The following is a 23,625-nucleotide window of genomic DNA, read 5'->3' on the forward strand; positions in this document are numbered from 1 at the left end:
TTATGTCACTTACGATTAAAAAAACAGAAGGAGTATATCAATTATCAGGAGTTTTAAATGCTACTACATCTAATTGCTTAATTAACCATATTCACTTTCTTCTAGATGAAGAAGCAGAAGTTAATATCAATATCGATGGATTACAATTAATAGATCAAAATGGAGTAGCGGCTTTTATGACTATAATGTCTTATTCTTTACGTCCAGATAAAAACATTTATATTTCTGGTAAAGGATATAAAGATATTTATAATGAATACAGATTTAGATCAATAGCTTAATCAAGCTTTTAAAATACAGTTATGCAATTTATTACTTCATTGACGAGAAAAAAAATATCCCCAGAGCAGCTTTTTATGTTAAGCGTTTTGGTAGTTAATGGTGGTAATTATATCTATAATTTGGTTCTTGGTAGATTGTTAGGACCAGCACAATTTGCAGATGCTGCTATTTTAATAACCTTTTTGCTAGTTCTATCTTTTCTAGCGATGACTTTTCAACTAGTAACAGCAAAATATGCTGTGCTTTTAGAAAACACACAACTACCTTCTTTTTTGAAAAGTATTCTAAAATCATCTCTCCTCGTAGGTATTATAGCAGGTCTTATGTTGATTTTATTTTCAGGTCAATTACAAGAAATTTTTCACACTACAAGTAAGAATATGTTTGTCATTTTTGGAGTGGCAGTTCCTTTTTATTTTTTAATGAGTGTGAATCGTGGATTTCTACAAGGTAAGAATGATTTTAAAGGACTAGCTCTTACATATCAATCTGAAATGCTAGTCAGATTAGGTCTTACTTTATTATTGCTTTTTGTCTTAAAAATAGATCCTATTCTCATAGTAGCCATTGGGATTCTGGTATCTTTAATATTAGGATTATTTCCCTTTAAAATGTCATCAATTATCCAGTTACCATCTGGTAACATCGATAATCATTTATCTAAACAAATCAAACGTTTTTTCTTAGTTACTCTTTTCTATGAATTGACGCAAATCATCATTAACAACAGTGACATACTATTAGTCAAGCATTATTTTGAGGACACAGAGGCTGGATTATATGCCTCACTTGCCCTTATAGGAAGAGTGGTATATTTTATGGCCTGGATGTTTGTAATGTTGTTATTGCCTAAGGTTATTACACTACAAAAAGAAGGAAAAGAGACTCAGTCATTACTTTTTAAATACGTAGGGTATATCACTTTATTATGTGCTTTTATCATTGCAGGTACTGCTTTGTTTCCTGAGCTAGTAGTAGAGATACTTTTTGGTAATGCTTATACAGATATCGCACCATTATTATGGAAGTATGCTATAGCAACCTCTTTATTTGCCATTGCAAATATCTTTTCTTATTACTTCTTGTCTTTAGGAAAATATAAGCCAGTAATTATATCTGGTGTTATGGGACTAGCACAAGTTGTTCTTATCATCTTTTATCATAAAAACTTGGAACAAGTAGTGCTCGTTCAAATATTAGCTATGACTATTCTTATGATTATGCAGGTTGTATATTTTATCGCTAGTAAAAAATCATAAAACCAATTATCTACAGATAATTGCCATTCATCTACACTTAATAACGGTCAATCTTAATATCTCTAAAACAGCTTTAATATTTACCAAATTTGCATTGTAATTAAAAACAACAATCATGAAATTAGCCATTGTAACAGCATATCCACCTAGTAAAGTAACTTTAAATGAGTACGCTTTTCATTTAGTTAAAAGCTTTAGATTGAAAGAAGAGATTACAGAAATAGTGTTACTTACAGATAAAACTGAAGACGCTAAAGATTTAAGTTTTGAGGCTAATGGTTGTAAGATATCTGTAAAAGAATGTTGGTCATTTAATAGTTACTGGAATATCAAAAATGTAACTGCAGCAATTAATGAAACTCAACCTGATAATATTCTTTTTAATCTTCAATTCATGAAGTTTGGAGATAAGAAAGTGGCAGCAGCTTTAGGTCTTATGCTTCCGTTAATATGTAAGATAAAAAAAATACCAACTATAGTTTTACTACATAATATTCTAGAAGAAGTAGATTTAGGAAGTGCTGGATTTACTAATAATAAAATTTTAACGACATTATACGGTATGGTGGGAACCATGCTGACTAAGCTTATCTTACAAGCAGATATCGTTGCAGTGACGATGAATAAGTATGTGAAGATCTTAGAAAAAAAGTACAATGCAAAAAATGTGGTTCTCATACCTCATGGAACTTTTGAAGTGGCTACTGAAGAACCTTCATATACAATTCCAGATGGACCTTTACAGGTAATGACTTTCGGAAAATTCGGTACTTATAAAAAGGTAGAATCAATGATTGAAGCTGTTGAATTAGTAAGAAAAAGAACAAGTCTTAATATAGAAATTGTAATTGCAGGAACGGATAATCCAAATGTTCCAGGATATTTAGATCAAGTGAAAAAACAATATGCTAATGTGAGTCAATTGAGATTTACTGGTTATGTAGAAGAAGTTGAGGTTCCGGTTTTATTCAACGAAAGTGCAGTAGTTGTTTTTCCTTATACATCTACAACAGGTAGTTCAGGAGTTTTACATCAAGCAGGTAGTTATGGTAAAGCTGTTGTAATGCCAGATTTAGGAGATCTTGCATTACTGACACAAGATGAAGGTTATAGAGGTGAATTTTTTGATCCTACAAGTGTTGAAAGCCTAGCGCTTTCAATAGAAGCAATCTTAACTAATGAAGCTCATAGAATAGCTATAGCCAAAGCTAATTTTAAAGCAGCAACATCTCATCCTATGAGTAGAATAGCTGAAATGTACCTAACTACGTTTGAGCAAATCAATCAACGTAAAAATAAAACAGCGATGTCTTTTAATGCTGGCTAATATATTTAAAAGAAGATTTTTTCTTTCCCCTGGAATCTAGAAATCCATAAAATTTTTGTGGGTTTCTACGCCATGGATATGTTCCTGTAACATTTTCTGGTACAGATTCAAAGTCATAAAGAGTCCAAGACATGAACGCAAGTTTATTCTTATCGAGTAGTTCTTGGGCTTCTTTGTGATAATTTGCTTGATCTTCTTCACTTGATCCCATTAGGTTCCATATGCCCGAGTAAGAGCTTACACCATACTCCGTAACGGCTATTTTTTTAAGACCAGTAACTGTTTTTAATTCAGTTAGAGCAGTTTCAAGCTCATTTAATGGCTCGTAATAATGAAAGGTGACAAAATCTACTTGATCAACTAGAGCGGCTGCACTGGAAGTGTTGGACCATCCGATAGTTATGGGATGCGCGTCGTCGATCAATTTGATTCTATAAATCATATGCTCTAGCCACGATTCCACAACATCTTTATTTCTAGAGCTATAATCTAGGTCAGGTTCATTTTTTATATCCCAACCTAGAAGTGCATCATGATCCTTAACCGTTTGTACTATCTGTAATAAATGCTGTTGTGTCATAGTCCAATCGCTTACTGAATAGTTGCCATAAAAGTCAAAAAGTGTGACTAACACCTTTAAATCTGCTAGTTGTGCTTGATCTAATAATACACGCAACTTCTCAAGCTTGTCTGCAGAAACATGCTCTTTCCCAAAATCCTCATATCCTACAAATATTCTAATACTATTAAGACCAGCGTTCTTAATAATTTTAAAATCTGTTGCTATAGTGTCTTTATTAAACTGAGTACCAAAAGTGTCCCAAGGTGAACTTTTCGGATAATAATTGATGCCTTTTAAATTTAAATTTAAAGGGTTTGAAGAAAGTTCCTTAAGTCTATCTTGTGAAGATACTTTTACAAATTGTCTGATGCGCCAGTATCCATCTTCTAACAGTAAAATGATTTTGTAAGTGTTTAAGCTGCTGGTTTTATTTAAAAAGACTCCTTCCTTATAAAGTTGTTCATGCTCGAGTACATTTGTGTCAGTAAGTACGATTAACTGGCCATCTTCACTAAAAAATTCCACCTTGGGATGATGCTCTAAAGAAGTCATCGCTACAGTTATTTGATTACTTAAGTTGAAATTTATAAGTTCAGTCACTTTTGTAGTAGCATTTGCGGTATAATAATCTTCAATACCAGTAAGTGTATTATTTTTTAATGCTCTCGCTCTTACGTACCATGTATTTAAATAATCTTCTTCAATAGACTTTAAGGTGGTAGCATCTAGTGGCCTTCCTTTAATACTTGTAGTGTCCCATTCTATAATGGGAATATAATACCGCTCTTGTATTTGCTCGGTATGTAACATTGTACTGCGATCTGCTCCAGTATTCAGATAGCTGTATAGACTACTTATACCTAGTGTAATTAAGGCGATTATGAGTATATAAAATGCAATAAGCCCACCACGCAATATGTTTTTATTGGTTCTATTCACAGTTTGACATTTTTAATTTTGCGTGAGATACCACCAGTGATAACTTCAATATTGTAAATACCGTTCGGTATCAAATCTGGGTTTAATTTAAATTGTACCTGACCATTATAAGATTGTTTCAAGTAATTCTCATTGATGTTTTTACCTTTAATCTTTAATTCTACGGTCACACCATCAGGTATGATTTGTCCCATAAAACTTTTTAAGGGTCCTACGGTAATGGTTCTATTACCATCATTAAGTTGAATATCATAATTATCAAACACCTGTTCAAATTCCATGGTTATCGTATCGCTACTCGCTATACCAGCAACTGCTGCGGTTACAGACCATTTTTCAGCCTTTTCAGGATGAATCATACTAGCCGTTGCGATGCCTTTAATGGTTGTTCCAGTCGTTTGTAACACGGCACCTGAACTATTAGTTATGTAAAATGTAACTAAAGTACCATCACTTGCGATATTGTTATAACGATCCTTGAGAATCGAAGTATAAAAAGTAACTAGTTGATTTCCGTCTGCATATGGGTGATTACGCTTTCGCGAAAGCGTAAAATCTACTGGCAATCCGGCTTTAATTTCTACCGTAAATTCTTTACTGAACTGTTCATCAACGTTTGCAGCAAATAAAATGTTTCCTGTCTTTTCTGTGCTGTATATATAATCGAAGGCGATTAGATTATCCACTGTGGATAGGTTTTGTGTGCGAGTAGTTTCTTTATTATAATTGAATAAAACTGCGGTGTCATCTTTTTGAACATTATCTAGTGAGTCTAATGGTATAGAAACTGCCATACTATAATCAGAATTACCGGCTATGATGCTAGGTGGACCTATGTAGGTCTCCATTTTTACAGTTTGGGATACAGGTGTGATGGTAAAACGGCCACGTTGTGTGGTGTTCCCTAACTGCCACTTAACCATACCAGACATATTGCTTATAAACTGAGGAATTTTATAATTAACAAAGCTGCCTTTCATCTGCGGATTTACTATTGTACTACCTAGATTGTAAGATAATAATAAGTCATGTGCACTGGTATTATTTCCCTTAAACTTCAAGTTGATTTTATGACCTGCTGTATAGGTAAGCTTATGATTTAAAGGTGATATACCCAATTCTGGAGTAACGGCATCCTGTATCATGCTGTTTGATAAAATCAACAGCATGATTATTAGCAGAGATGTAGCTTTAATTCTCATTATTTCGGGTTCCCTATATAAGCGTTAGTTTCTAATTTGATGTAAGGATAAAGAGCGTTGTCCGTTTTTTGAAAAGCACTAAATGTGGCATTTCTAGTTGGGACTACTTTTTTTGCAACGTCTTGATTAGGTAATCCATTTACATAGCAGTTGCTCATGTCATTATTGAGCACATTAATCTCTGCATCGGTAAGCAGGTTGAATTCAAAATTTTGTTTGCGTTGTGGTCTTACTGCATCTTTTACAAAATTATAATCTACCCAAACTAAATTTTTATTTTGGTCAAAGTAGGAAATGATAAGTTGAGGTATCGTCAATTCTTGTGTACCAGAATTGAATAGTTGTCCTTTTATTTTCCCGTTATCTATATTAAGGTCACTAATCGATAGGCCTTTGTAGAGGTCTGTGTTTGCTACATTCCCAGCTGCTTGAATATTGAAAATGGCAGGTTTGTTTTTAAAATCGACAGGTGTATATTGATCGGGATCAAAAGATTTTGGTATAGAATCGTTAATACTGGTCCATGCTATACCTTCAAAATTGATTTTAAAACTACTTATTTCTTTAGGCATTAACTTATGTTTTACCACAAATTTTGCATTATGGCTGGCTAATAGGTTGTTTTGATTATCATAAAGAGAGCCATTTAATACTACGTCTGCCGGAACGGTATCGATATTTTGAACTTCTCCTATGATATAATAATGATGATTAAACTCTACTAGTCGTGCGTTTAAGATTTCTAAAGATGGTTGTTTCAGAATATCTTCATGATAAGTTTGCTCTGTGCTGATGCGTCTTCTACCTTGATTAAAAAACACTGTTTTATTTTCTGTAAAAAGCTGGTCAGGTGGTAGGTCGGTTTCAACTTCTTCTGGTTCAACATACCATTTACCATTATGTTTTATAGCAGTAAGATAATCTGTTTTCTCTACTTTTTCAAGTGGTGTAATCCATTCTGTGTCTACTTTAAGACTTACAGTATTTTCTGTTGATTTTAATGTGATAGTTTCTATGTTGTCTAGCTTTGCATAAGAGCTTAATAGGCCATCTGTTACAGATATTTGTAACATGTACTGGTCTAAAGGAAGATCGCTTTCAGGATTAATGAAGCTATGAGCTTTTTCAAATTCTTTAAAATCTATGGCATCGTAATAAGCAAGTACTACATTATCTGGACTGTGTTGCGTATTATTTTTAAGATAAAAAATATACATTCCATAACAAGTAATGATTAATAGTAATAATGACCAGGCATGAATGACGTGGAGTAGATTACTTTTAAATGGCGTGTATGGATCTGGAATTTTAAGATATGCTGCCGGTGCTGTTTCTTTATATTTAAGCATCCTAGTAATTAAGAGCTGAATATTTAAAATAAACGCTACTAAAATGGTAAGTATAGGTATAGTTCCCCATAATATTTTTTGCCACTGTGCTACATCAACTAGCGGCAAGATGTTAGATAATGGTGGGACGTTCATTTTTTCCCATACCATGATTCCATTTTCTAATTGTTCTAGTCGCTGCCAGCCACAGAAATATAGCATGGGATCATAGAACTTATCATTTGAAAAAATGTATTTGAGATTATATTTTTCTGGAACGGTTAAAAATTGCTGTAACGAACCTATGCCTTCAACACCTTTAAATTTTGAGTTTTCTAGTCTTTCTATAGGTCTAGTTGTTAGTTCTGGTAGCCTTCTAGCAGAGTGGTAGTTACCATCTACACTCAATGCCTTAGTTTGTGCTGCGAGCCACGCCATTTGATCTCCAAATCCTAGTGTTAAGTATCGCCAGTGATCATGCTGGTCCTGACTTAAGAAATTAACAATAGGAAGCATTTTTATTTTTGCTGGTTGCGATGGCCTAAAATAACCCAAGGTCATTGTAAAGATGGTCATAAAAATAAATAGACCAGCCAGAACAGCGCCAGCGAGTCTATGATAAACGGCACCTATTTTTTCTTGTATTAAAATCTTAATATCTCCTTGAATAAAACGATAGGCAAACTCACCTAACATAGGTAAAGACATTATAGAAGCCCATAATGTAAAGCGATCTAGGGTTAGAATATTAAAGGCATTTTCACCTAAAAACATCTTAGGAATAGGTGTGGTTCCTCCAGTACCTAGCACAGTGAGTATAGTTATCGATAGGCCAAAAAACAAATATCGTTTACTATAATACCTATAAAATATATAAGGCAAGATAATTAATAGAATACCCCAAGGGATTAAGAAGAACACTAATCCCGATGAAGTGACTTCTAAAAAATTATCTCTAGAGCCGTGTGGTATAGGAACTTGAGTTATAGGGTTATTCTTGGTATTAATCCAATAAGGTAAAATACATCCTATAATAATGACTAGAGATGACATCCCAAATCCTACTATACGTTTAAAGAGTTTTAAGAAGCTTTTTAAAAAAACGCTAAAGGTAATCTCCTTAATAGAATCAACTTGTTCTCTAGCATGGTCCATAATAACCATACCTATTAGTGGGAAAATAAAAAATACCATCCCAAATATAGGAGTGACATGATGTGAAGTTACTGTTACAGCGATAAGAGAAAGTGAGGTAAAGTAATATCTATAACTACCTGTTTTGAGCCATAAGTATATTTCAGGCAAAGAATGCATTAAAATAGAAATCCCAATTATACTAGGTAATTGACCAAATATGTGAAGCGTCTCTACAAATGAAGATGAGAATACCGCTAGTAATGCTGCATACCCAGCAGCCGTTCTACTAGAGGTTATGAGTAAAGAAAATCGATAAACTCCAGTAATAAAAAGTATGATGGCAATAATAGCAACGGTAAACATTCCAAACTTTAATCCACCTACATAGCTTAGTAATCCTATACATTGATGTACTAGCGGTGGATAGCTCATCACTGTAAAGCCGGTATACCATTTATAATTCCATGGTTCAAACCAGCTGGTCGCATAATGTTCTGCAAAGAACAAATGTATTAAAGCATCATAGGTGGTCTCTAATGTGAAAAATATAGCACTACCATGAAAAGCAATCCCTATAAATAAGGCTGCTATTAAAAGTTTATTAGTGGTTTTTTTCAATTTCAATATTACTCAATTAATGATGTGATAAAGATATGACAACCGCAGCATCCGTTCACTGGCATTGAACTACAGTAAATTACTATTCGTCTACACTTCTTTCGTACCTAACGAAAACAGCCGATTTAAGGCCTCTTCTACAAGTAATTTTGGGTCATAATTAAACATCAATTATTATGAAAACTGGAATAATCATCCCTTGCTACAACGAAGAAAAAAGAATAGATACAGCTGCGTTTAACGCCTTTATTCAATCTCATGAAGACTATCATTTATGTTTTGTAAATGATGGAAGTAAAGATAATACTCTAGACGTATTAAATACAATGCAAAGAGAAACTCCTAATAGAGTAAGTATTGTGGATGTGAAAAAAAATGCAGGTAAAGCGGCAGCGGTAAGATCTGGTGCTAGATACTTATTTAATCGTGAAGATATCGATTACATAGGCTTTATCGATGCAGATTTATCTACCGACTTTAAAGATTTTAAAAAGTTGGTAGATACTCTTCACAATAATGATGAGTTAACAATGGTATATGGATCTAGAGGTAAAGGTGAAGGTCAGATAGAGCGTAACGTATTGAGAAAACTATTTTCTCAAATCGTAAAACTATTCATTTTCATGATTTTAGGATTACCTATTGAGGATACGCAATGTGGAGCAAAAGTGTTTAAGAGAGACATCATTCCACTAGCATATGATAAGCAGTTTTTAACGAGATGGTTGTTTGATGTAGAGATTTTCTTGAGAATGAAGAAGCATTTTGGTAGAAAAGCAATTATGAATAAAATGTATGAGCAGCCATTAGAAAGATGGGTACATATGGATGATTCAAAATTAGGATTCAAAGACGCAATTCAAATCCCGTTAATGTTAATGAGTATCTGGTATTCTTATAATTTAACCGCACAATTTGCAGCTACAGCACCACAATTTCAATTAGCAGTCAATGATGGTTTTGAAGTATATGCAGGAGACGTAAATTGGGAAGGTCGTATGGCAGCATAATTACTCCTCATAACTAGCTTTAAGAATGTATATATCCTCAATGAGAGCTTCAATTTCTTCCATTTTAGTGCCATCATAAGAGCGGCTGCGCAGTCTACCTTCTTTGTCTACTAATAAAAAGTTCTCGGTATGTACCATGTCATACTTACCACCATAAGGAGCGTCCTTTACGGCTAGATAAGATTTGCGTGCTAGATTATAAATTTGTTCTTTTTCACCAGTTACAAGATTCCATTTATAATCCAGTACTCCTTTTTCAATTGCATAGGCTTTTAAAATAGCAGGAGTGTCATACTCAGGCGTTACACTATGTGAAAGAAAAACGACCTCTTCATCATCTTTAAACTCTTCTTGCAATACGGTCATGTTTTTAGTCATGGTAGGGCAAATGGTCGGGCAAGTGGTAAAAAAGAAATCTGCTACATAGATTTTGTTCTTATAATTTTCTTCTGTAATCGTGTCACCATTTTGATTAATCAACTTAAATGGAGCGACTTTATGATATTTTTTCACAAAAAGCATGCTGTCGTCTACCAGCGTTGGGTCAAACTGGTCTGGTTGTAATATTGCAAGTGTTTTTTTAGGAGTCAAGGCATGCTGGATAGCCAGAAAAATAACCGTACTCAATACGAGCATGAATAGTGCTCGCCATTTATTTTTATTCAGAAATTCAAGCATTAGTAATACTTTTTTACAAAATTACGACCTAATTGTGAGCTGTTCTAGTCTTTGTCGGACACTTTCGTAAAGGCTTAAAAATTATTACATTATTTATAAAGCTTTTTTAAAGTTAAGGTGTTTTAGTTCTCGCTTTCGCGAAAGCGTATTCTCAAAAAATCACAACCTTTCCTACTCAGTAGTTATTCACAACAACAGTATTACTTATATGTTGAACGCTGCAATTGCTTTACCAATTAACCTTATAGATTGTGTAAAATGAGTGCAAAGGCCTATTTTTGCGCTCGTTAAATTAGAACAGCAATGCATCCATATCTGGTAATAGCCATAAATTTTTTACTGAGTCTTTCATTACTTATCGTTTTACACGAGTTAGGACATTTTATTCCGGCACGTCTATTTAAAACGAGAGTTGAGAAATTCTTTTTGTTTTTTGATATTAAATACTCTTTGTTTAAGAAAAAAATAGGCGAGACTGAATACGGTATTGGATGGTTACCATTAGGTGGTTATGTAAAAATAGCGGGAATGATCGATGAGAGTATGGATAAAGAGCAAATGGCCGAAGAGCCTAAGCCTTGGGAATTCCGTTCAAAGCCAGCATGGCAACGATTAATTATAATGCTGGGTGGCGTCGTTGTTAACGTGGTTGTAGGGTTTTTTATTTATATCATGATTTTTTTCACTTATGGTGGACAGCAAGCAACGGGAACAGATTATAAGTTTGGTTTTGGAATGCCACCTGTATTACAAGAAATAGGTTTTAAGAATGGAGATCAAGTACTGCTAGTTGATGGTGATACTTTACAAATCGCAGATAATCTTGTGAATAGACTTGTTTTTAGAGACGTAGAGACAGTCACCGTTATCAGAGATGGAAGTCCAGTAAATATAGGTATACCAGAAGATATCGGTAAACGTGTTTTTTATGCAGACATCATGGGGCCGTTAGAGGCTAGATTCCCATTTGAGGTAGGTGATGTTGAGCCTGGTACCATTGCAGACTCTATAGGTCTTAAAGAAGGTATGACTATCGTAGAGATGGCAGGTTATCCTATTTCTTATAATACAGACTATACCTATGCAATCAATCATGTAGTTAATGACAGTACTCCATTTGAATTAAAAATTCAGAATGAAAATGGAATGGTACAAACTAAAACTATCGATTTTATAAATAATAAGAGACGTATAATAGGCTTCAGAAAAAAGCCTACGGTTGATTATGCGAGTGCAACCCAACTGGATTATAGTTTTGGAGAAAGTATTAATAAAGGGATTTCTCATGGATACTGGACCATGCAGGATTATGTAAAACAATTTAAATACGTTTTCACTAAAAAAGGAGCTAGTCAACTAGGTGGTTTTGGAACTATTGCAAAATTGTATCCAGATACTTGGGACTGGCGTAAATTTTGGGAACGTACGGCATGGATTTCTTTTGTACTTGCTATAATGAATATTTTACCTATACCAGCTTTAGATGGTGGACATGTGATGTTTTTACTGTATGAGATGATCACTGGGCGCAAGCCAGGAGATAAATTTTTAGAGCGTGCACAATTAATAGGGATATTTATTTTACTCGCTTTAATGCTCTATGCAAATGGAAATGACCTGTATAAGGCGATTTCTGAAAATTTCTTTTAAAGTATTTTCAATTATTCGCTAAAAAACTTGGCGGCAAATAAAAAAACGTTTTATATTTGCGCTCGCTAAAGGAAATAGCTTTAGTGTTGTGTATATCACATTCCTCTTTAGCTCAGTTGGTTAGAGCATCTGACTGTTAATCAGAGGGTCCTTGGTTCGAGCCCAAGAAGAGGAGCAAAAAGCCGTTCAGCAATGAGCGGCTTTTTTTATGTTGTATAGTTAACCATTAGAGTTTGATACTTTTACACGATGTCATTAAATCACTTCCTTAAAAGCAGCTTATTTCCCTATACTTATTTCCCTATATTTACGTTTAATAACAATGATTCAATCCAGTGAGTTAATCGCTTGGATTTCAATATATATACGTAGGATTAATGAGCTGTAATAGTTGTGGAACCGGTGGAGGAACTCCAGGCGGTTGTAAAAATCATGGTACTTGTGGTACTAGTGGATGTAATAAGTTAACGGTTTTTGACTGGTTAGCAAATATGGAATTGCCAGACGGTCAGGCACCTTTTAATTATGTAGAAGTAAGGTTTAAAAATAGCCGTAAAGAATATTTTGTTAATTCTGAAAATTTACAATTAAAAATAGGTGACATCGTTGCCACACAAACTGAGACAGGTCACGACATAGGTATAGTTACACTTACTGGTGAGTTAGTACGTGTACAGTTGAAGAAAAAGAAGATACGTTATGAAACAGATGATATACCTAAAGTATATCGTATTGCATCACAGACAGATGTAGATAAATGGAAAGCAGCTCGAGAAAGAGAAGAGCCTATGAAGGTGCGTGCTCGTGAGATAGCAATACGTTTAAACCTTCAAATGAAGATTTCTGACATAGAATTTCAGGGAGATGGGTCTAAAGCTACTTTTTATTACACGGCAGAGGAACGCGTTGATTTCCGTCAACTAATCAGGGAATACGCTACAGAGTTTAAGACGCGTATTGAAATGCGTCAGATAGGTTTGCGTCAAGAAGCCGCTAGATTAGGTGGTATCGGGTCTTGTGGTCGCGAGCTATGTTGTTCAACTTGGTTAACAGATTTCCGTTCAGTAACTACTAGTGCTGCACGTTATCAAAATCTATCTTTAAATCCACAAAAACTTGCTGGACAATGTGGGAAATTGAAGTGTTGTTTAAATTATGAATTAGATTCATACATGGACGCACTTAAAGACTTTCCCAAACAAAACCAGAAATTATACACTGAAAAAGGAACTGCTGTCTGTCAGAAAATAGATATTTTTAAAGGACTGATGTGGTATTGTTATGAAGGAGAATGGATGAACTGGCATACATTAACTACAACACAAGTACATGAAATTGTTTCTAAAAATAAGGCCAAAGAAAAAGTAGCTAGTATAGAAGAATATGCAGCAGAGCATGTTGTCATTGAAGAGGTTAATTTTGAGAATGTAGTAGGTCAGGATAGTTTAACTCGTTTTGATCAAACCACCACTAAAAATAAAAAACGCAAAAAGCGTCGTAATAATCGCGGTCCTAGACCAGCTGGTGCTAATCAAAAAAATACTCAGAGTAATAACAAAAAAACTTCTCAAAGTAAACAGACACCGTCTAAGGCATCTCATTCTAAAGATGCAAAACCAGAGTCAAAAGGTCAAAAACCAAAGCCTAAGCCTAGAAGAAAGCCGGCAAATCAAAATAAGCCCAAAAATGGGGCTGACAATAAGCAAGCAAAACCTAAACCAGCAAGTGACGGTACTGCTAATAAACCGCGCAAAAAAAGACCTAATAATCGCAATAGACCACCAAAGAAAAGCGAGTAATGAGAATCACTTTACTTTTAATTTTAAGCTGTATAACCTTAATATCTTGCGATCACAATATTGTAAAAACGCAATCGGTAGCTTTTAGTGACGCTCAATGGAGTCTTACAGAAGCGCCTGTTTTTAAAATTGAGTCTATAGATACGGTTAACACATATGATATGTTTCTTAATTTGAGAAATAATCACGATTATGCATATAGCAATTTGTATTTAATAGCTGAAATGAAATTTCCACAAGGAAAAATCGTTACAGACACATTAGAGTACGACATGGCCACACCGCAAGGGCAGTTCCTAGGCACAGGCTATAGTGATGTTTATGAAAATAAATTATGGTATAAGGAAGGAGTACGCTTTCGCGAAAGCGGAACATATCTTCTCACCTTACGTCATGCAATGAGAAAAAATGGTTCTGTAGACGGTATTGCTCAGTTAAAAGGAGTACTCGATATAGGTTATAGTATAGAAAAACAAGTGCAACATGGCAGCAACTAAAGCACAAAAAGCTCAAAAAGAGCAAGAGACTAAGAAGAATGTTAAACTATTCTGGAAACTAGTATTTGTAGGTATAGGAATGGTAATTCTATTGTTTTTACTTACCGCCTGGGGAATCTTCGGTTCTTTACCAGATCACACCATATTAGAAAACCCACAATCTGAACTGGCAACAGAAATCGTTACGGCAGATGGTAAAACGCTAGGTAGCTTCTATACAGATAATCGTAAACCAGTAAAATACGACGACTTACCACAAAATCTTATCGATGCATTAGTCTCTACAGAAGATGAGCGCTTCTGGGATCATAGTGGTATTGATGGATATGGTACCGCTAGAGCATTTGCCTTTTTAGGACAGAAAGGTGGTGCAAGTACCATCACGCAACAGCTCGCAAAACTGTATTTTACTGAGCAGCGCAGTAGTAATAAAATTGAACGTGGAATTCAGAAAATCCGGGAATGGATTATCGCTACACGTCTTGAAAAACAGTATACTAAAGAAGAGATAATCACGCAGTATTTAAATCAGTTTGATTTTTTAAAGCAAGCCATAGGTATACGATCAGCCTCTAACATTTATTTCGGTAAAGAGCCTAAGGAATTAACTGTAGAAGAAAGTGCGGTTTTTGTAGCCATGCTCAAAAACCCTAGACAATACAATCCTTATAGAGAAATATCTAAAGAAAAATCATTAGGTCGTCGTAATCAGGTTTTTGTTCAAATGGTGCGCAATGGAAAAATGACTGAGGCTACTAAAGACAGCCTTAGAGAACAACCTATTAAATTAAACTTCTCTCCAGAAGGTCACAACGACGGTATGGGGACTTATTTCCGTGAGTACTTAAGAGACTGGTTAAAGGATTGGGCAGCTAGTAATACTAATCCAGAGACTGGAGAGAATTATAACCTCTATAATGATGGATTAAAAATCAATGTAACTATCGATAGTCGCATGCAAGAATATGCAGAAGACGCTATGGTAGCACATATGGCAAACCTACAGCTTGAGTTTGATTCCCAAAACGAGAAATTGAAAACGGCTCCTTTTAGAGACATCACAGCAAAGCAAGTAGAGTCTTCAATTAATCGTGCCATTAAGGTTTCTGAACGATGGAAGTTAATGAAGAAAGAAGGTAAGTCAGAAAAAGAGATTCTTGCTAGTTTTGATAAAGAAACAGAGATGACTGTCTTTGACTGGCAGGCTCCTGGTCGCGAGCGTGACACAGTAATGACACCACGTGATTCAATTTTCTACTATAAGAAATTCTTACAAGTCGGTATGATGTCTATGGAACCACAAACAGGTTATGTAAAAGCTTGGGTAGGTGGTATTAATCATAAGCATTTTAAATTTGATCATGTTAAAAAAGGAGTACGTCAGGCTGGTTCAACCTTTAAGCCTTTCTTGTATGCGACTGCGATAGATTTATTGAAGTATTCTCCTTGTAAAGAATTACCAGATGGAGAATATACGATACCAGCAGGTAAACACGGAAACACAAAGGACTGGACACCTAGTAACTCCGATGGGAAGTATGGTAAAATCAGAACTTTAAAAGATGCTTTAGCTCATTCTGTAAATACAATATCTGCACGATTGATGGATGATGTAGGACCACAGCCAGTTATAGATCTTGCAGGTCGCCTAGGTGTAAATACTAAAGATATGGCGCCAGTGCCGTCACTAGCATTGGGTACTGCAGATGTAAGTCTATTTGAGATGGTAGGCGCATATGGCGTTTTTGCAAATGAAGGTATCTATAATACGCCTGTACTTGTTACTAGCATACAGGATAAAAATGGTACAGTACTTTTTCAGTATGTTCCAGAAACACGGGATGTAATGAATCCAGAAACTGCTTATACGACACTTAAGTTAATGCAAGGTGTTACACAATCGGGTAGTGGTAGTCGCCTGAGAGGTAGTTGGGCAAAAAATAATAAATTCTATAAGAGTGTTGTGACAGGTTATCCTTATGATTTTAAAAATGAAATAGCTGGTAAGACTGGGACAACTCAAAATAACTCTGATGGATGGTTTATGGGTATTGTTCCTAATTTAGTGTCTGGTGTATGGGTAGGTGGAGAAGATCGTTCTGTTCATTTTTCTAGCACTCGTTATGGTCAAGGAGCGACTATGGCATTACCTATATGGGGTTCTTACATGAAAGCTGTTTATGCAGATGAGAATCTGGACATATCAAAAGCAAATTTCAATGAACCAGAAAATTTATCTATTATAGTAGACTGTGATGAATATAAAAATGGCGATGAAGGTTTAGAAGATGAAGATGACGCTGGAGATGAATTAGGAATGTAAATAGTAACTGATATGCTAGATGCCATTAAACTCGAGAATGTTCTGTTTCTAGACATAGAAACAGTTCCTTTACACCCATCGTTTAATGAACTGGATCATGTAGATCAGCAGCTCTATGCAGACAAAACTAAATATCAACGTAAAGAAGAGTATACACCTGATGAGTTTTATGATCGTGCTGGTATCTGGGCAGAATTTGGTAAAATAGTATGTATTTCTGTAGGGTATTTTGTAGATCGTACATATAGACAGTTCAGAGTACGTAGCTTTACAGGAACTGAGGTGGAATTGCTTGAAGAGTTTAGTACGCTTTTAAAAGATCATTTCTCTGGGCGACATCATTTGCTTTGTGCTCATAATGGTAAGGAATTTGACTTTCCTTATATCGCACGTCGCATGATTATTAATGGAATTGCTATACCTGCAAAGCTTAATCTCTTTGGTAAGAAACCATGGGAAGTACCACATTTAGACACTATGGAATTGTGGAAATTTGGCGACTATAAACATTTCACATCCTTAAAATTAATGACACGTGTTTTAGGTATTCCGTCTCCTAAAGATGATATAGACGGATCCCAAGTACGCAATGTATATTATGAAGAAAATGATGTGAACCGCATTGCTAGATATTGTGAAAAAGACGTTATCGCTGTAGCTCAAATACTTCTTAAATTGCGATTAGAACCTATACTTAAAGATGACCAAATCATCACAAAATAAGCCATTAGCGATTATCAATAACCTTAATGTTTCTTTTAGAAATGGAGATCTAAAAAATCAAGTGTTATTTGATGTTAATTTAGAGCTTTTGGAAAATGAAATTCTTGCTGTAGTAGGAGAATCGGGTAGTGGTAAATCAGTTACTTCTAAAGCTTTGATGGGACTATTGCCTGTTAAAAATGCAATTATTGATGCTACAGAGCTATCTATACTCGATAATGATTTGCAAATCTTTAATGGAAAGGATTGGTCACGCTTTCGCGGAAGCGTGATAAGTATGATATTTCAAGAACCTATGAGTTCTCTTAACCCTACCATCACATGCGGTTATCAAGTTGCCGAAATACTGGAAACTCATACCAAATTATCTAATAAAGAAATTAAAGCAGAAGTACTGCGACTTTTTAAAAAGGTAAAACTGCCTATTCCTGAGCAAACTTTTAATAAATATCCGCACGAGATAAGTGGTGGACAAATGCAGCGTGTGATGATTGCAATGGCTATAGCTTGCAAGCCTAAAATCCTAATAGCAGACGAGCCTACAACAGCACTAGATGTAACGGTCCAAAAAGAGATCATTTTATTGCTTAAAGAACTACAGGCAGAGTATGGAATGAGTGTTTTATTTATTTCTCATGATTTGGGTCTAGTCCACGAAATAGCTGACCGTATTGCTGTCATGTACAAAGGTCGTATTGTTGAAATGGGAACACCTGATCAACTTTTTGAAAATGCGCAAGAAACTTATACAAAAGCTTTAATCGCTGCAAGACCAGATACCGAATCGAGACTTAAGAGATTACCTACTATAAACGATTTCATGACAAACGCTGTTCCTTCTGAGGTAGTAGCTGATGAAGAAAGAGCCAAAGCTCATGGCGTTTTATATACTCAAAAGCCTCTACTAGAATTAGTTAATGTAGTCAAGAAATATCCACTTAAAAAAGAGCTTTTTAAGGAGCAACAATTTTTTACCGCCGTTAACGGTGTGAACCTCAAGTTGTATGCTGGTGAGTCATTGGGATTAGTTGGTGAAAGTGGTTGTGGTAAAAGTACACTAGGTAACATGATACTAGGACTACAAAATATCACTAGTGGTCAATTGGTTTATAAAGGAGAAGATATCACAAATCTTAAGGGTCGTAAAATGCGATCTTTAAGAAAGGAATTACAGATCATATTTCAAGATCCATTTGCTTCACTAAATCCCAGATTAACCGTCGGACAGGCTATTATGGAACCTATGAAATGGCATGGAATAGGTAATAGTGATGCAGACCGTAAGAAACGAGTGATGCAATTACTAGATCGAGTAGGTTTAACTCAAGAGCAATTTAATCGTTATCCACACGAGTTTAGTGGTGGACAGCGACAGCGCATAGGTATTGCGAGGACTGTTGCCTTAGAACCAGAATTAATTGTTTGTGATGAGTCGGTTAGTGCGCTAGATATTTCTGTACAAGCTCAAGTATTAAATCTATTAAATGAATTAAAAGAAGATTTTGGTTTTTCTTATCTTTTTATTTCGCACGATTTAGCCGTGGTGAAGTACTTCTGTGATCAAGTGATTGTGATGAATAAAGGTCGTGTTGAAGAACAAAATGAAGCTGATGAACTTTATCGCAATCCACAAAGTGAGTATACTAAGAAGTTGATTGCTGCAATACCTAAGGGTTAGTCATTCATAACTTGCTTTATTAAATTTAGTCATGATGACTAACAAAAATTATCACGCCTTTTACATCATTTATCGGACTATGATTTAATTATATTAAGTAAAAAAATCCTCTTTAGGGAAGAGGATTTTTTAAACAAGTCAATTAAGATAAGTTGTTCTTTAAAAACTAAAGAACGTTTTTACAATCAATTTAAATAGACCTTTGATAAAATAAAATGTAGCTATAAACCTGTTAGGTTGTTGCTTTTCTATATAGGTCGTATCCATAATTGATGTTAGTTTTAGGGATGACGAATATGGTAAATTTTCATAAATAATCAGGACTATCTGTATCTATTATTCGATGAAATGCATTGTTATTTCTGATTCTCATGAACTAAATGATGATCAAAAGAAAAAACCCTCAATTTGATATGGTTTTAGCCCTATCAAATTGAGGATTGTATTTTAAGTTTATAAAGGTTAATTTATTGCTTCAGTTTAGGTAATTGTTTTTCAATACCATTATTATCACCTACACTTACAGAACTTGCTCCGGTAATAGTTACTTGCCCAGTTGTAAAGTCGCTTTCTGTCGACTCAAATATGTTATCTACATATTTTTGAGGATTGCGGTCTATGTATGGAAACCAAGTGCTGTGTATTTGAATCATTACTCTATGACCTTTTTTAAAAGTATGTAATACATCTTGTAAAGGAAAGTTAACACTAGTCTTTTTACCTTCTTTAAAAGGCTCTGGCTTTGAGAAGTCATTTCTAAAACGACCTCTAAAAGTTTCTGCACGCACTAATTGTTGATAGCCGGCAAGAGTTACATGCTCTGGTGTATGTTCTTCATTTTTCATGTCGTCTGGATATACATCTATAACCTTAACGATAAAGTCTGCATCAGTGATTCCCTTAAGAATTACTTCTAGGTTTGCTTGTATCTCTCCAGCAAGTGTCATGTCATCAGTAAGGATGTCTGTTTGAAAAGTAAGTACGTCTGGTCTTCTAGAAGCGTGACGCTGGTCGTCTGTCATGTAAGCACGTGGTGTGAATGTAACTGGTGTTATTTCACTTCTAAAAGGAACTGGTTTTGATGGGTCACTGGTGTATGAGAAAGATTCTTTTTTATCGCCTTTTTTATTAATCAACAACTCTCCATTTTTACCAAAACTAAACACGATTTCATCTTGCTGTGGCGGCCATTGCATAAATTTCTCCCATTGCTTTAATCCAGTATCAAACATATATGCTTCTGGTAGAACGGGATTTTTTTCTCCTTTTAAGTGATGTTCAAAGAAAGGAGTTTCTATTTCTCTGTGATAAAAAGTCGATAAACTATCACCAAAATGGATATGGTTCACCATCTGATGACCAGGTTCTCTCGCCCAGTTACCATGACTCCATGGTCCCATGACAATGGTGTTGTTTTTATTATTAGGATTGTTGCGTTCTACATTTTTATAGATATTTAATGGGCCATAAAGATCCTCTGCATCAAACCAGCCACCTACGGTCATAACTGCGTGATCAACATTATCTAAATGTGGTATAATAGAGCGTTTTTGCCAGAATTCGTCATAGTTAGGATGCGAGGCAACGTCTTTCCAGAAAAAATTATCAGGATATATATTCTCTGTTACATTCTTTAATGGACCGATGCCCATATTAAATGCATAAGAATCATCCATACTACCAGCTGCTCTCAATTGATCCCATTTATCATTATACCAGCTTTCGGTGGTAGGTTCAGTTTGATGACCAAAAACTGGATAGGCAAAAATATAGCTCTGTAAAGTAGCTCCCATATGATGAAAGTCGTCAAAGAAAAAGTCTCCTATAGGTGCCTGTGGCGAGCTAGCTACAAGTGCTGGATGTGCATCTGGTAAAGCTGCTGCGGTGTAAAATCCTGGATAAGAAATTCCCCATTGACCTACTTTTCTATTATTGTTAGGTAGGTTGTTTATTAACCACTCTACGGTGTCATAAGTGTCTGAACTTTCATCAATATCTTGCTTGTTGTTCACGTCGTTTCCAGGTATGTTAGGACGCATGTTGTCAAAATCTCCTTCACTCATCCATCTACCGCGTACATCTTGATAAACAAATATGTAACCTTCTTTCATCAGGATTTCATTGGGACCTAATCTACTCGGATACTTGTCTTCTCCATAAGGTCGTACACTATAGCATGTGCGTTGCATCATTATCGGATATTCCTTAGAGGTGTCCTTTGGGCTATAAACTTGAGTGTATAATTTAACTCCATCACGCATCTCAATCTGGTGGATGGTTTTAGTATAATTTTCTTTTATATACTCTTGTTTTGATGAGGATTGCGCTTTCGCGAAAGCAGAACCTAACACCACTAACGCAACTAGTAAAAATTGTTTCATAAAAAAAGCTTTAATGCTGGCTTAAATATAATTCAACGACATAAAAAAAGGCTCTCTATTAAGAAAGCCTTTTGATTTTTTATAAAATACTATTACCAGATTTTAATACGATTCTCAGGTGTGATATACATACCATCTGCCTCTGTAATTTCAAATGCATCATAAAATGCATCGATATTTTGAAGCGGTACATAACCACGATACATACCTGGTGAGTGTGTGTCACCTTTAATACGTTGCTTTAAGGCCTCTTCACGCATTTTAGTACGCCATACTGTTCCCCAACTTAAAAAGAAACGTTGTTCGGGTGTAAATCCATCAATCGCTTCTGGGCGACCTTTATCTTTCATCCATAATTGATGAGCATCATATGCGGCATTAACACCTCCTAAATCACCAATGTTTTCACCTAATGTAAATTCACCATTGATATTAACACCAGGTAATACTTCGATAGCACTATATTGATTTGCAAGATCTTTACCTAAGTCTTCAAATTGTGTTTTATCATTTGCAGTCCACCAGTCAGTCATATTACCGTTTGCGTCAAATTTTGCGCCGCTATCATCAAATCCATGAGAAATTTCATGTCCAATTACAGCTCCCATACCACCAAAGTTGAAGGCAGCGTCTGCTTCATAGTTATAAAATGGCGGTTGTAAAATAGCTGCTGGGAAAACAATTTCATTATAGTACGGATTGTAGTATGCGTTCACGGTTTGTGGAGACATGAACCATTCTGTCTTATCTACTTTTTCTCCCAGTTTATTAAGATTATCGCGGTAGTTCCAAGATTGTACAGCTAGCATATTATCAAATAAAGTACCTCCGTTTGCAGGACTTTTGATTTCCATTTCTGAATAATCTTTCCATTGGTCTGGATAACCTATTTTAATAGTCATACCGTTAAGTTTTTCAATAGCCTTAACCTTAGTCTCAGGACTCATCCAGGCTAATCCATTGATGCGTACTTCATATGCTTTCTTTACATATTCAATCATCTCTTTGGCTTTGGCTTTAGCCTCTGCAGGAAATTTTTCACTTACATATAGTTGACCTAGAGCTTCACCTAAAGTTCCGTTCACGGTTCCTAGTGCGCGCTCATCTCTAGGACGTTGTTCTTTTGCACCACGCATCGTTTTACTGTAAAAGTCCCAGTTTGCATCCTCTAATTCTGTAGATAGCATAGTAGCTGCTGCATCTACCATAGTCCAGCGCATGTAAGTTTTCATAGCATCTAGATTACTATTATCCCACATATTATTTAATGCAGTCATATATGCTGGTTGAGAAACAATAATTCTATCAAAATCTTTAACCTCTAATTTTTCAAAATATTCATCCCAGTCTATAGATGGTACTAGAGTTTTAAATTCATCTAAACTCATTGGATTGTAGCTTAATTGCGGGTTTCTACGAGCTACTTTATCTAAACGTGGTTGTGCCATTTGTGTTTCTATGGCAATGATCGTTTTAGCATCATTTGCTGCTTGTGCTGCATCAGTACCTGTTAATGTCAGCATACGTGCAACGTGCTTTTCGTAAGCAGCTAGTTTTTCAACATTATCAGCATCATCTAGATCTACATAGTATTCACGCTGCATTCCCAAAGCACCAGGACCCATTTGAGCTACGTTTATATCTGTGTTCTGAGCGTCTGGACCTACACCAAATCCATAAAAGCCACGTAAGCCTTTTGAAGAAAGCTCAGCAAGTAGAGCAGGTATTTCATCGACTGAATTAATAGCCTCAATTTGCTCAAGATATGGTAATAAAGGTTCATAACCAGCTTTATCTCTAGCTTCTGTATCCATTATACTTTGATATACAAAAACTGCTTTTGCTTGATCTGAAGATTGATCAAGGTTTTTATCATTCATGGCTTTGTCTAGGATAGCAAGCATGTCTGCATCAGTATCTTTTCTAAGCTTATTGAAGCCACCCCAAACTGTTTGATCTGCAGGTATCTCAGTAGAATCTATCCATTTTCCATTTACATAACGATAAAAATCGTCTTTAGGAGAAACGCTAGTATCCATTGCGGTCATGTCCAGACCAGGATAGTCTTTTGCTGGTTCTTTACAAGATGTGACTGCAATAGCCACTGCGCAAGAAGCAAGTAAGGTTTTTTTTAAGTTCATGTTTGTATAGTTTGAGAGGTTAGTAAACTCTGTTTGATAAATGTTACACAAGATAATAATTGTTAGGTTTTTACTCTAGTATTTAGTTTAT

16 protein-coding genes and 1 tRNA gene are annotated in these 23,625 nt (G+C 35.3%); 11 read left to right on the plus strand and 6 right to left on the minus strand.

Annotated features, from left to right (window positions below; all coding sequences use genetic code 11):
* Nucleotides 1-2: 2 nt before the first annotated feature.
* From ACJJVI_RS06535 to ACJJVI_RS06545, 3 genes are all read left to right on the plus strand, one after another.
* On the plus strand, nucleotides 3-281 hold the full coding sequence (locus tag ACJJVI_RS06535) for an STAS domain-containing protein (RefSeq protein WP_042245409.1): 279 nt from the start codon (nucleotides 3-5) through the stop codon (nucleotides 279-281).
* Between the two features lie 21 nt (nucleotides 282-302).
* Nucleotides 303-1,541, plus strand: a complete 1,239-nt coding sequence (locus ACJJVI_RS06540) for an oligosaccharide flippase family protein (RefSeq protein ID WP_036582948.1) — start codon at nucleotides 303-305, stop codon at nucleotides 1,539-1,541.
* A gap of 115 nt (nucleotides 1,542-1,656) precedes the next feature.
* A complete protein-coding gene (locus ACJJVI_RS06545) occupies nucleotides 1,657-2,868 on the plus strand; it encodes a glycosyltransferase (protein WP_036582946.1) in 1,212 nt (403 codons plus the stop codon).
* On the opposite strand, the gene ACJJVI_RS06550 is transcribed toward ACJJVI_RS06545, so the two are convergent.
* The 3 genes from ACJJVI_RS06550 to ACJJVI_RS06560 are packed head-to-tail and all read right to left on the minus strand — an operon-like array spanning nucleotide 2,855 to nucleotide 8,654.
* A complete protein-coding gene (locus tag ACJJVI_RS06550; protein ID WP_405351093.1) occupies nucleotides 2,855-4,369 on the minus strand; it encodes a cellulase family glycosylhydrolase in 1,515 nt (504 codons plus the stop codon). The two genes, ACJJVI_RS06545 and ACJJVI_RS06550, sit on opposite strands and share 14 nt — an antisense overlap.
* Entirely contained in the window at nucleotides 4,366-5,538 is a 1,173-nt protein-coding gene (locus tag ACJJVI_RS06555; protein ID WP_405351094.1) for a hypothetical protein, read from the minus strand. Before ACJJVI_RS06555 ends, ACJJVI_RS06550 begins: the two co-directional genes overlap by 4 nt.
* 32 nt (nucleotides 5,539-5,570) lie before the next feature.
* A complete protein-coding gene (locus tag ACJJVI_RS06560; RefSeq protein ID WP_405351096.1) occupies nucleotides 5,571-8,654 on the minus strand; it encodes a hypothetical protein in 3,084 nt (1,027 codons plus the stop codon).
* Between the two features lie 176 nt (nucleotides 8,655-8,830).
* Between ACJJVI_RS06560 and ACJJVI_RS06565 the strand changes: the two genes are divergently transcribed.
* Nucleotides 8,831-9,664: a dolichyl-phosphate beta-glucosyltransferase gene (locus tag ACJJVI_RS06565; protein ID WP_042245412.1), complete on the plus strand. Its 834-nt coding sequence runs from the start codon at nucleotides 8,831-8,833 to the stop codon at nucleotides 9,662-9,664.
* On the opposite strand, the gene ACJJVI_RS06570 is transcribed toward ACJJVI_RS06565, so the two are convergent.
* Nucleotides 9,665-10,342 carry an SCO family protein gene (locus ACJJVI_RS06570; protein ID WP_036582934.1) on the minus strand — a complete coding sequence of 226 codons (678 nt, stop codon included), beginning with the start codon at nucleotides 10,340-10,342 and terminating at the stop codon, nucleotides 9,665-9,667.
* Between the two features lie 303 nt (nucleotides 10,343-10,645).
* On the opposite strand from ACJJVI_RS06570, the gene rseP reads away from it, so the two are divergent.
* The 7 genes from rseP to ACJJVI_RS06605 all read left to right on the plus strand — a co-directional run bounded on the left by rseP (nucleotide 10,646) and on the right by ACJJVI_RS06605 (nucleotide 19,012).
* Complete coding sequence (rseP, locus tag ACJJVI_RS06575) at nucleotides 10,646-11,992, plus strand: RIP metalloprotease RseP (RefSeq protein ID WP_405351098.1); 1,347 nt, start codon at nucleotides 10,646-10,648, stop codon at nucleotides 11,990-11,992.
* Between the two features lie 101 nt (nucleotides 11,993-12,093).
* Nucleotides 12,094-12,167 (plus strand) — tRNA-Asn (locus ACJJVI_RS06580).
* Between the two features lie 202 nt (nucleotides 12,168-12,369).
* Nucleotides 12,370-13,791, plus strand: a complete 1,422-nt coding sequence (locus tag ACJJVI_RS06585; RefSeq protein ID WP_405351100.1) for a stage 0 sporulation family protein — start codon at nucleotides 12,370-12,372, stop codon at nucleotides 13,789-13,791.
* Nucleotides 13,791-14,288 carry a gliding motility lipoprotein GldH gene (locus tag ACJJVI_RS06590; protein ID WP_405351102.1) on the plus strand — a complete coding sequence of 166 codons (498 nt, stop codon included), beginning with the start codon at nucleotides 13,791-13,793 and terminating at the stop codon, nucleotides 14,286-14,288. The genes ACJJVI_RS06585 and ACJJVI_RS06590 overlap by 1 nt, the downstream gene beginning before the upstream one ends.
* Nucleotides 14,275-16,611, plus strand: coding sequence for a penicillin-binding protein 1A (locus ACJJVI_RS06595; RefSeq protein ID WP_405351104.1), 2,337 nt, complete (start codon nucleotides 14,275-14,277; stop codon nucleotides 16,609-16,611). The genes ACJJVI_RS06590 and ACJJVI_RS06595 overlap by 14 nt, the downstream gene beginning before the upstream one ends.
* A 12-nt stretch (nucleotides 16,612-16,623) precedes the next feature.
* Nucleotides 16,624-17,334, plus strand: coding sequence for a 3'-5' exonuclease (locus tag ACJJVI_RS06600; RefSeq protein ID WP_042269405.1), 711 nt, complete (start codon nucleotides 16,624-16,626; stop codon nucleotides 17,332-17,334).
* Nucleotides 17,312-19,012, plus strand: a complete 1,701-nt coding sequence (locus tag ACJJVI_RS06605; protein WP_042269406.1) for an ABC transporter ATP-binding protein — start codon at nucleotides 17,312-17,314, stop codon at nucleotides 19,010-19,012. Before ACJJVI_RS06600 ends, ACJJVI_RS06605 begins: the two co-directional genes overlap by 23 nt.
* 467 nt (nucleotides 19,013-19,479) lie before the next feature.
* Here the strand turns inward: ACJJVI_RS06605 and ACJJVI_RS06610 are convergent, their stop codons facing one another.
* Complete coding sequence (locus tag ACJJVI_RS06610; protein WP_405351107.1) at nucleotides 19,480-21,393, minus strand: CocE/NonD family hydrolase; 1,914 nt, start codon at nucleotides 21,391-21,393, stop codon at nucleotides 19,480-19,482.
* 92 nt (nucleotides 21,394-21,485) lie between these two features.
* The gene (locus tag ACJJVI_RS06615; protein WP_397302669.1) at nucleotides 21,486-23,534 is read right to left on the minus strand and encodes a M13 family metallopeptidase; all 2,049 of its coding nucleotides are present in this window, start codon (nucleotides 23,532-23,534) and stop codon (nucleotides 21,486-21,488) included.
* Between the last annotated feature and the right edge of the window lie 91 nt (nucleotides 23,535-23,625).

Source organism: Nonlabens sp. Asnod3-H03 (assembly GCF_045063665.1).
GTDB lineage: Bacteria > Bacteroidota > Bacteroidia > Flavobacteriales > Flavobacteriaceae > Nonlabens > Nonlabens ulvanivorans.

Bases quoted from the DNA above. Each gene is read 5' to 3' on its own strand.
- ACJJVI_RS06610 (WP_405351107.1), bottom strand. From the start codon at position 21,393: ATGAAACAATTTTTACTAGTTGCGTTAGTGGTGTTAGGTTCTGCTTTC.
- rseP (WP_405351098.1), top strand. From the start codon at position 10,646: ATGCATCCATATCTGGTAATAGCCATAAATTTTTTACTGAGTCTTTCA.
- ACJJVI_RS06615 (WP_397302669.1), bottom strand. From the start codon at position 23,534: ATGAACTTAAAAAAAACCTTACTTGCTTCTTGCGCAGTGGCTATTGCA.
- ACJJVI_RS06570 (WP_036582934.1), bottom strand. From the start codon at position 10,342: ATGCTTGAATTTCTGAATAAAAATAAATGGCGAGCACTATTCATGCTC.
- ACJJVI_RS06545 (WP_036582946.1), top strand. From the start codon at position 1,657: ATGAAATTAGCCATTGTAACAGCATATCCACCTAGTAAAGTAACTTTA.
- ACJJVI_RS06585 (WP_405351100.1), top strand. From the start codon at position 12,370: ATGAGCTGTAATAGTTGTGGAACCGGTGGAGGAACTCCAGGCGGTTGT.
- ACJJVI_RS06540 (WP_036582948.1), top strand. From the start codon at position 303: ATGCAATTTATTACTTCATTGACGAGAAAAAAAATATCCCCAGAGCAG.
- ACJJVI_RS06590 (WP_405351102.1), top strand. From the start codon at position 13,791: ATGAGAATCACTTTACTTTTAATTTTAAGCTGTATAACCTTAATATCT.
- ACJJVI_RS06535 (WP_042245409.1), top strand. From the start codon at position 3: ATGTCACTTACGATTAAAAAAACAGAAGGAGTATATCAATTATCAGGA.
- ACJJVI_RS06595 (WP_405351104.1), top strand. From the start codon at position 14,275: ATGGCAGCAACTAAAGCACAAAAAGCTCAAAAAGAGCAAGAGACTAAG.
- ACJJVI_RS06600 (WP_042269405.1), top strand. From the start codon at position 16,624: ATGCTAGATGCCATTAAACTCGAGAATGTTCTGTTTCTAGACATAGAA.
- ACJJVI_RS06555 (WP_405351094.1), bottom strand. From the start codon at position 5,538: ATGCTGTTGATTTTATCAAACAGCATGATACAGGATGCCGTTACTCCA.
- ACJJVI_RS06605 (WP_042269406.1), top strand. From the start codon at position 17,312: ATGACCAAATCATCACAAAATAAGCCATTAGCGATTATCAATAACCTT.
- ACJJVI_RS06565 (WP_042245412.1), top strand. From the start codon at position 8,831: ATGAAAACTGGAATAATCATCCCTTGCTACAACGAAGAAAAAAGAATA.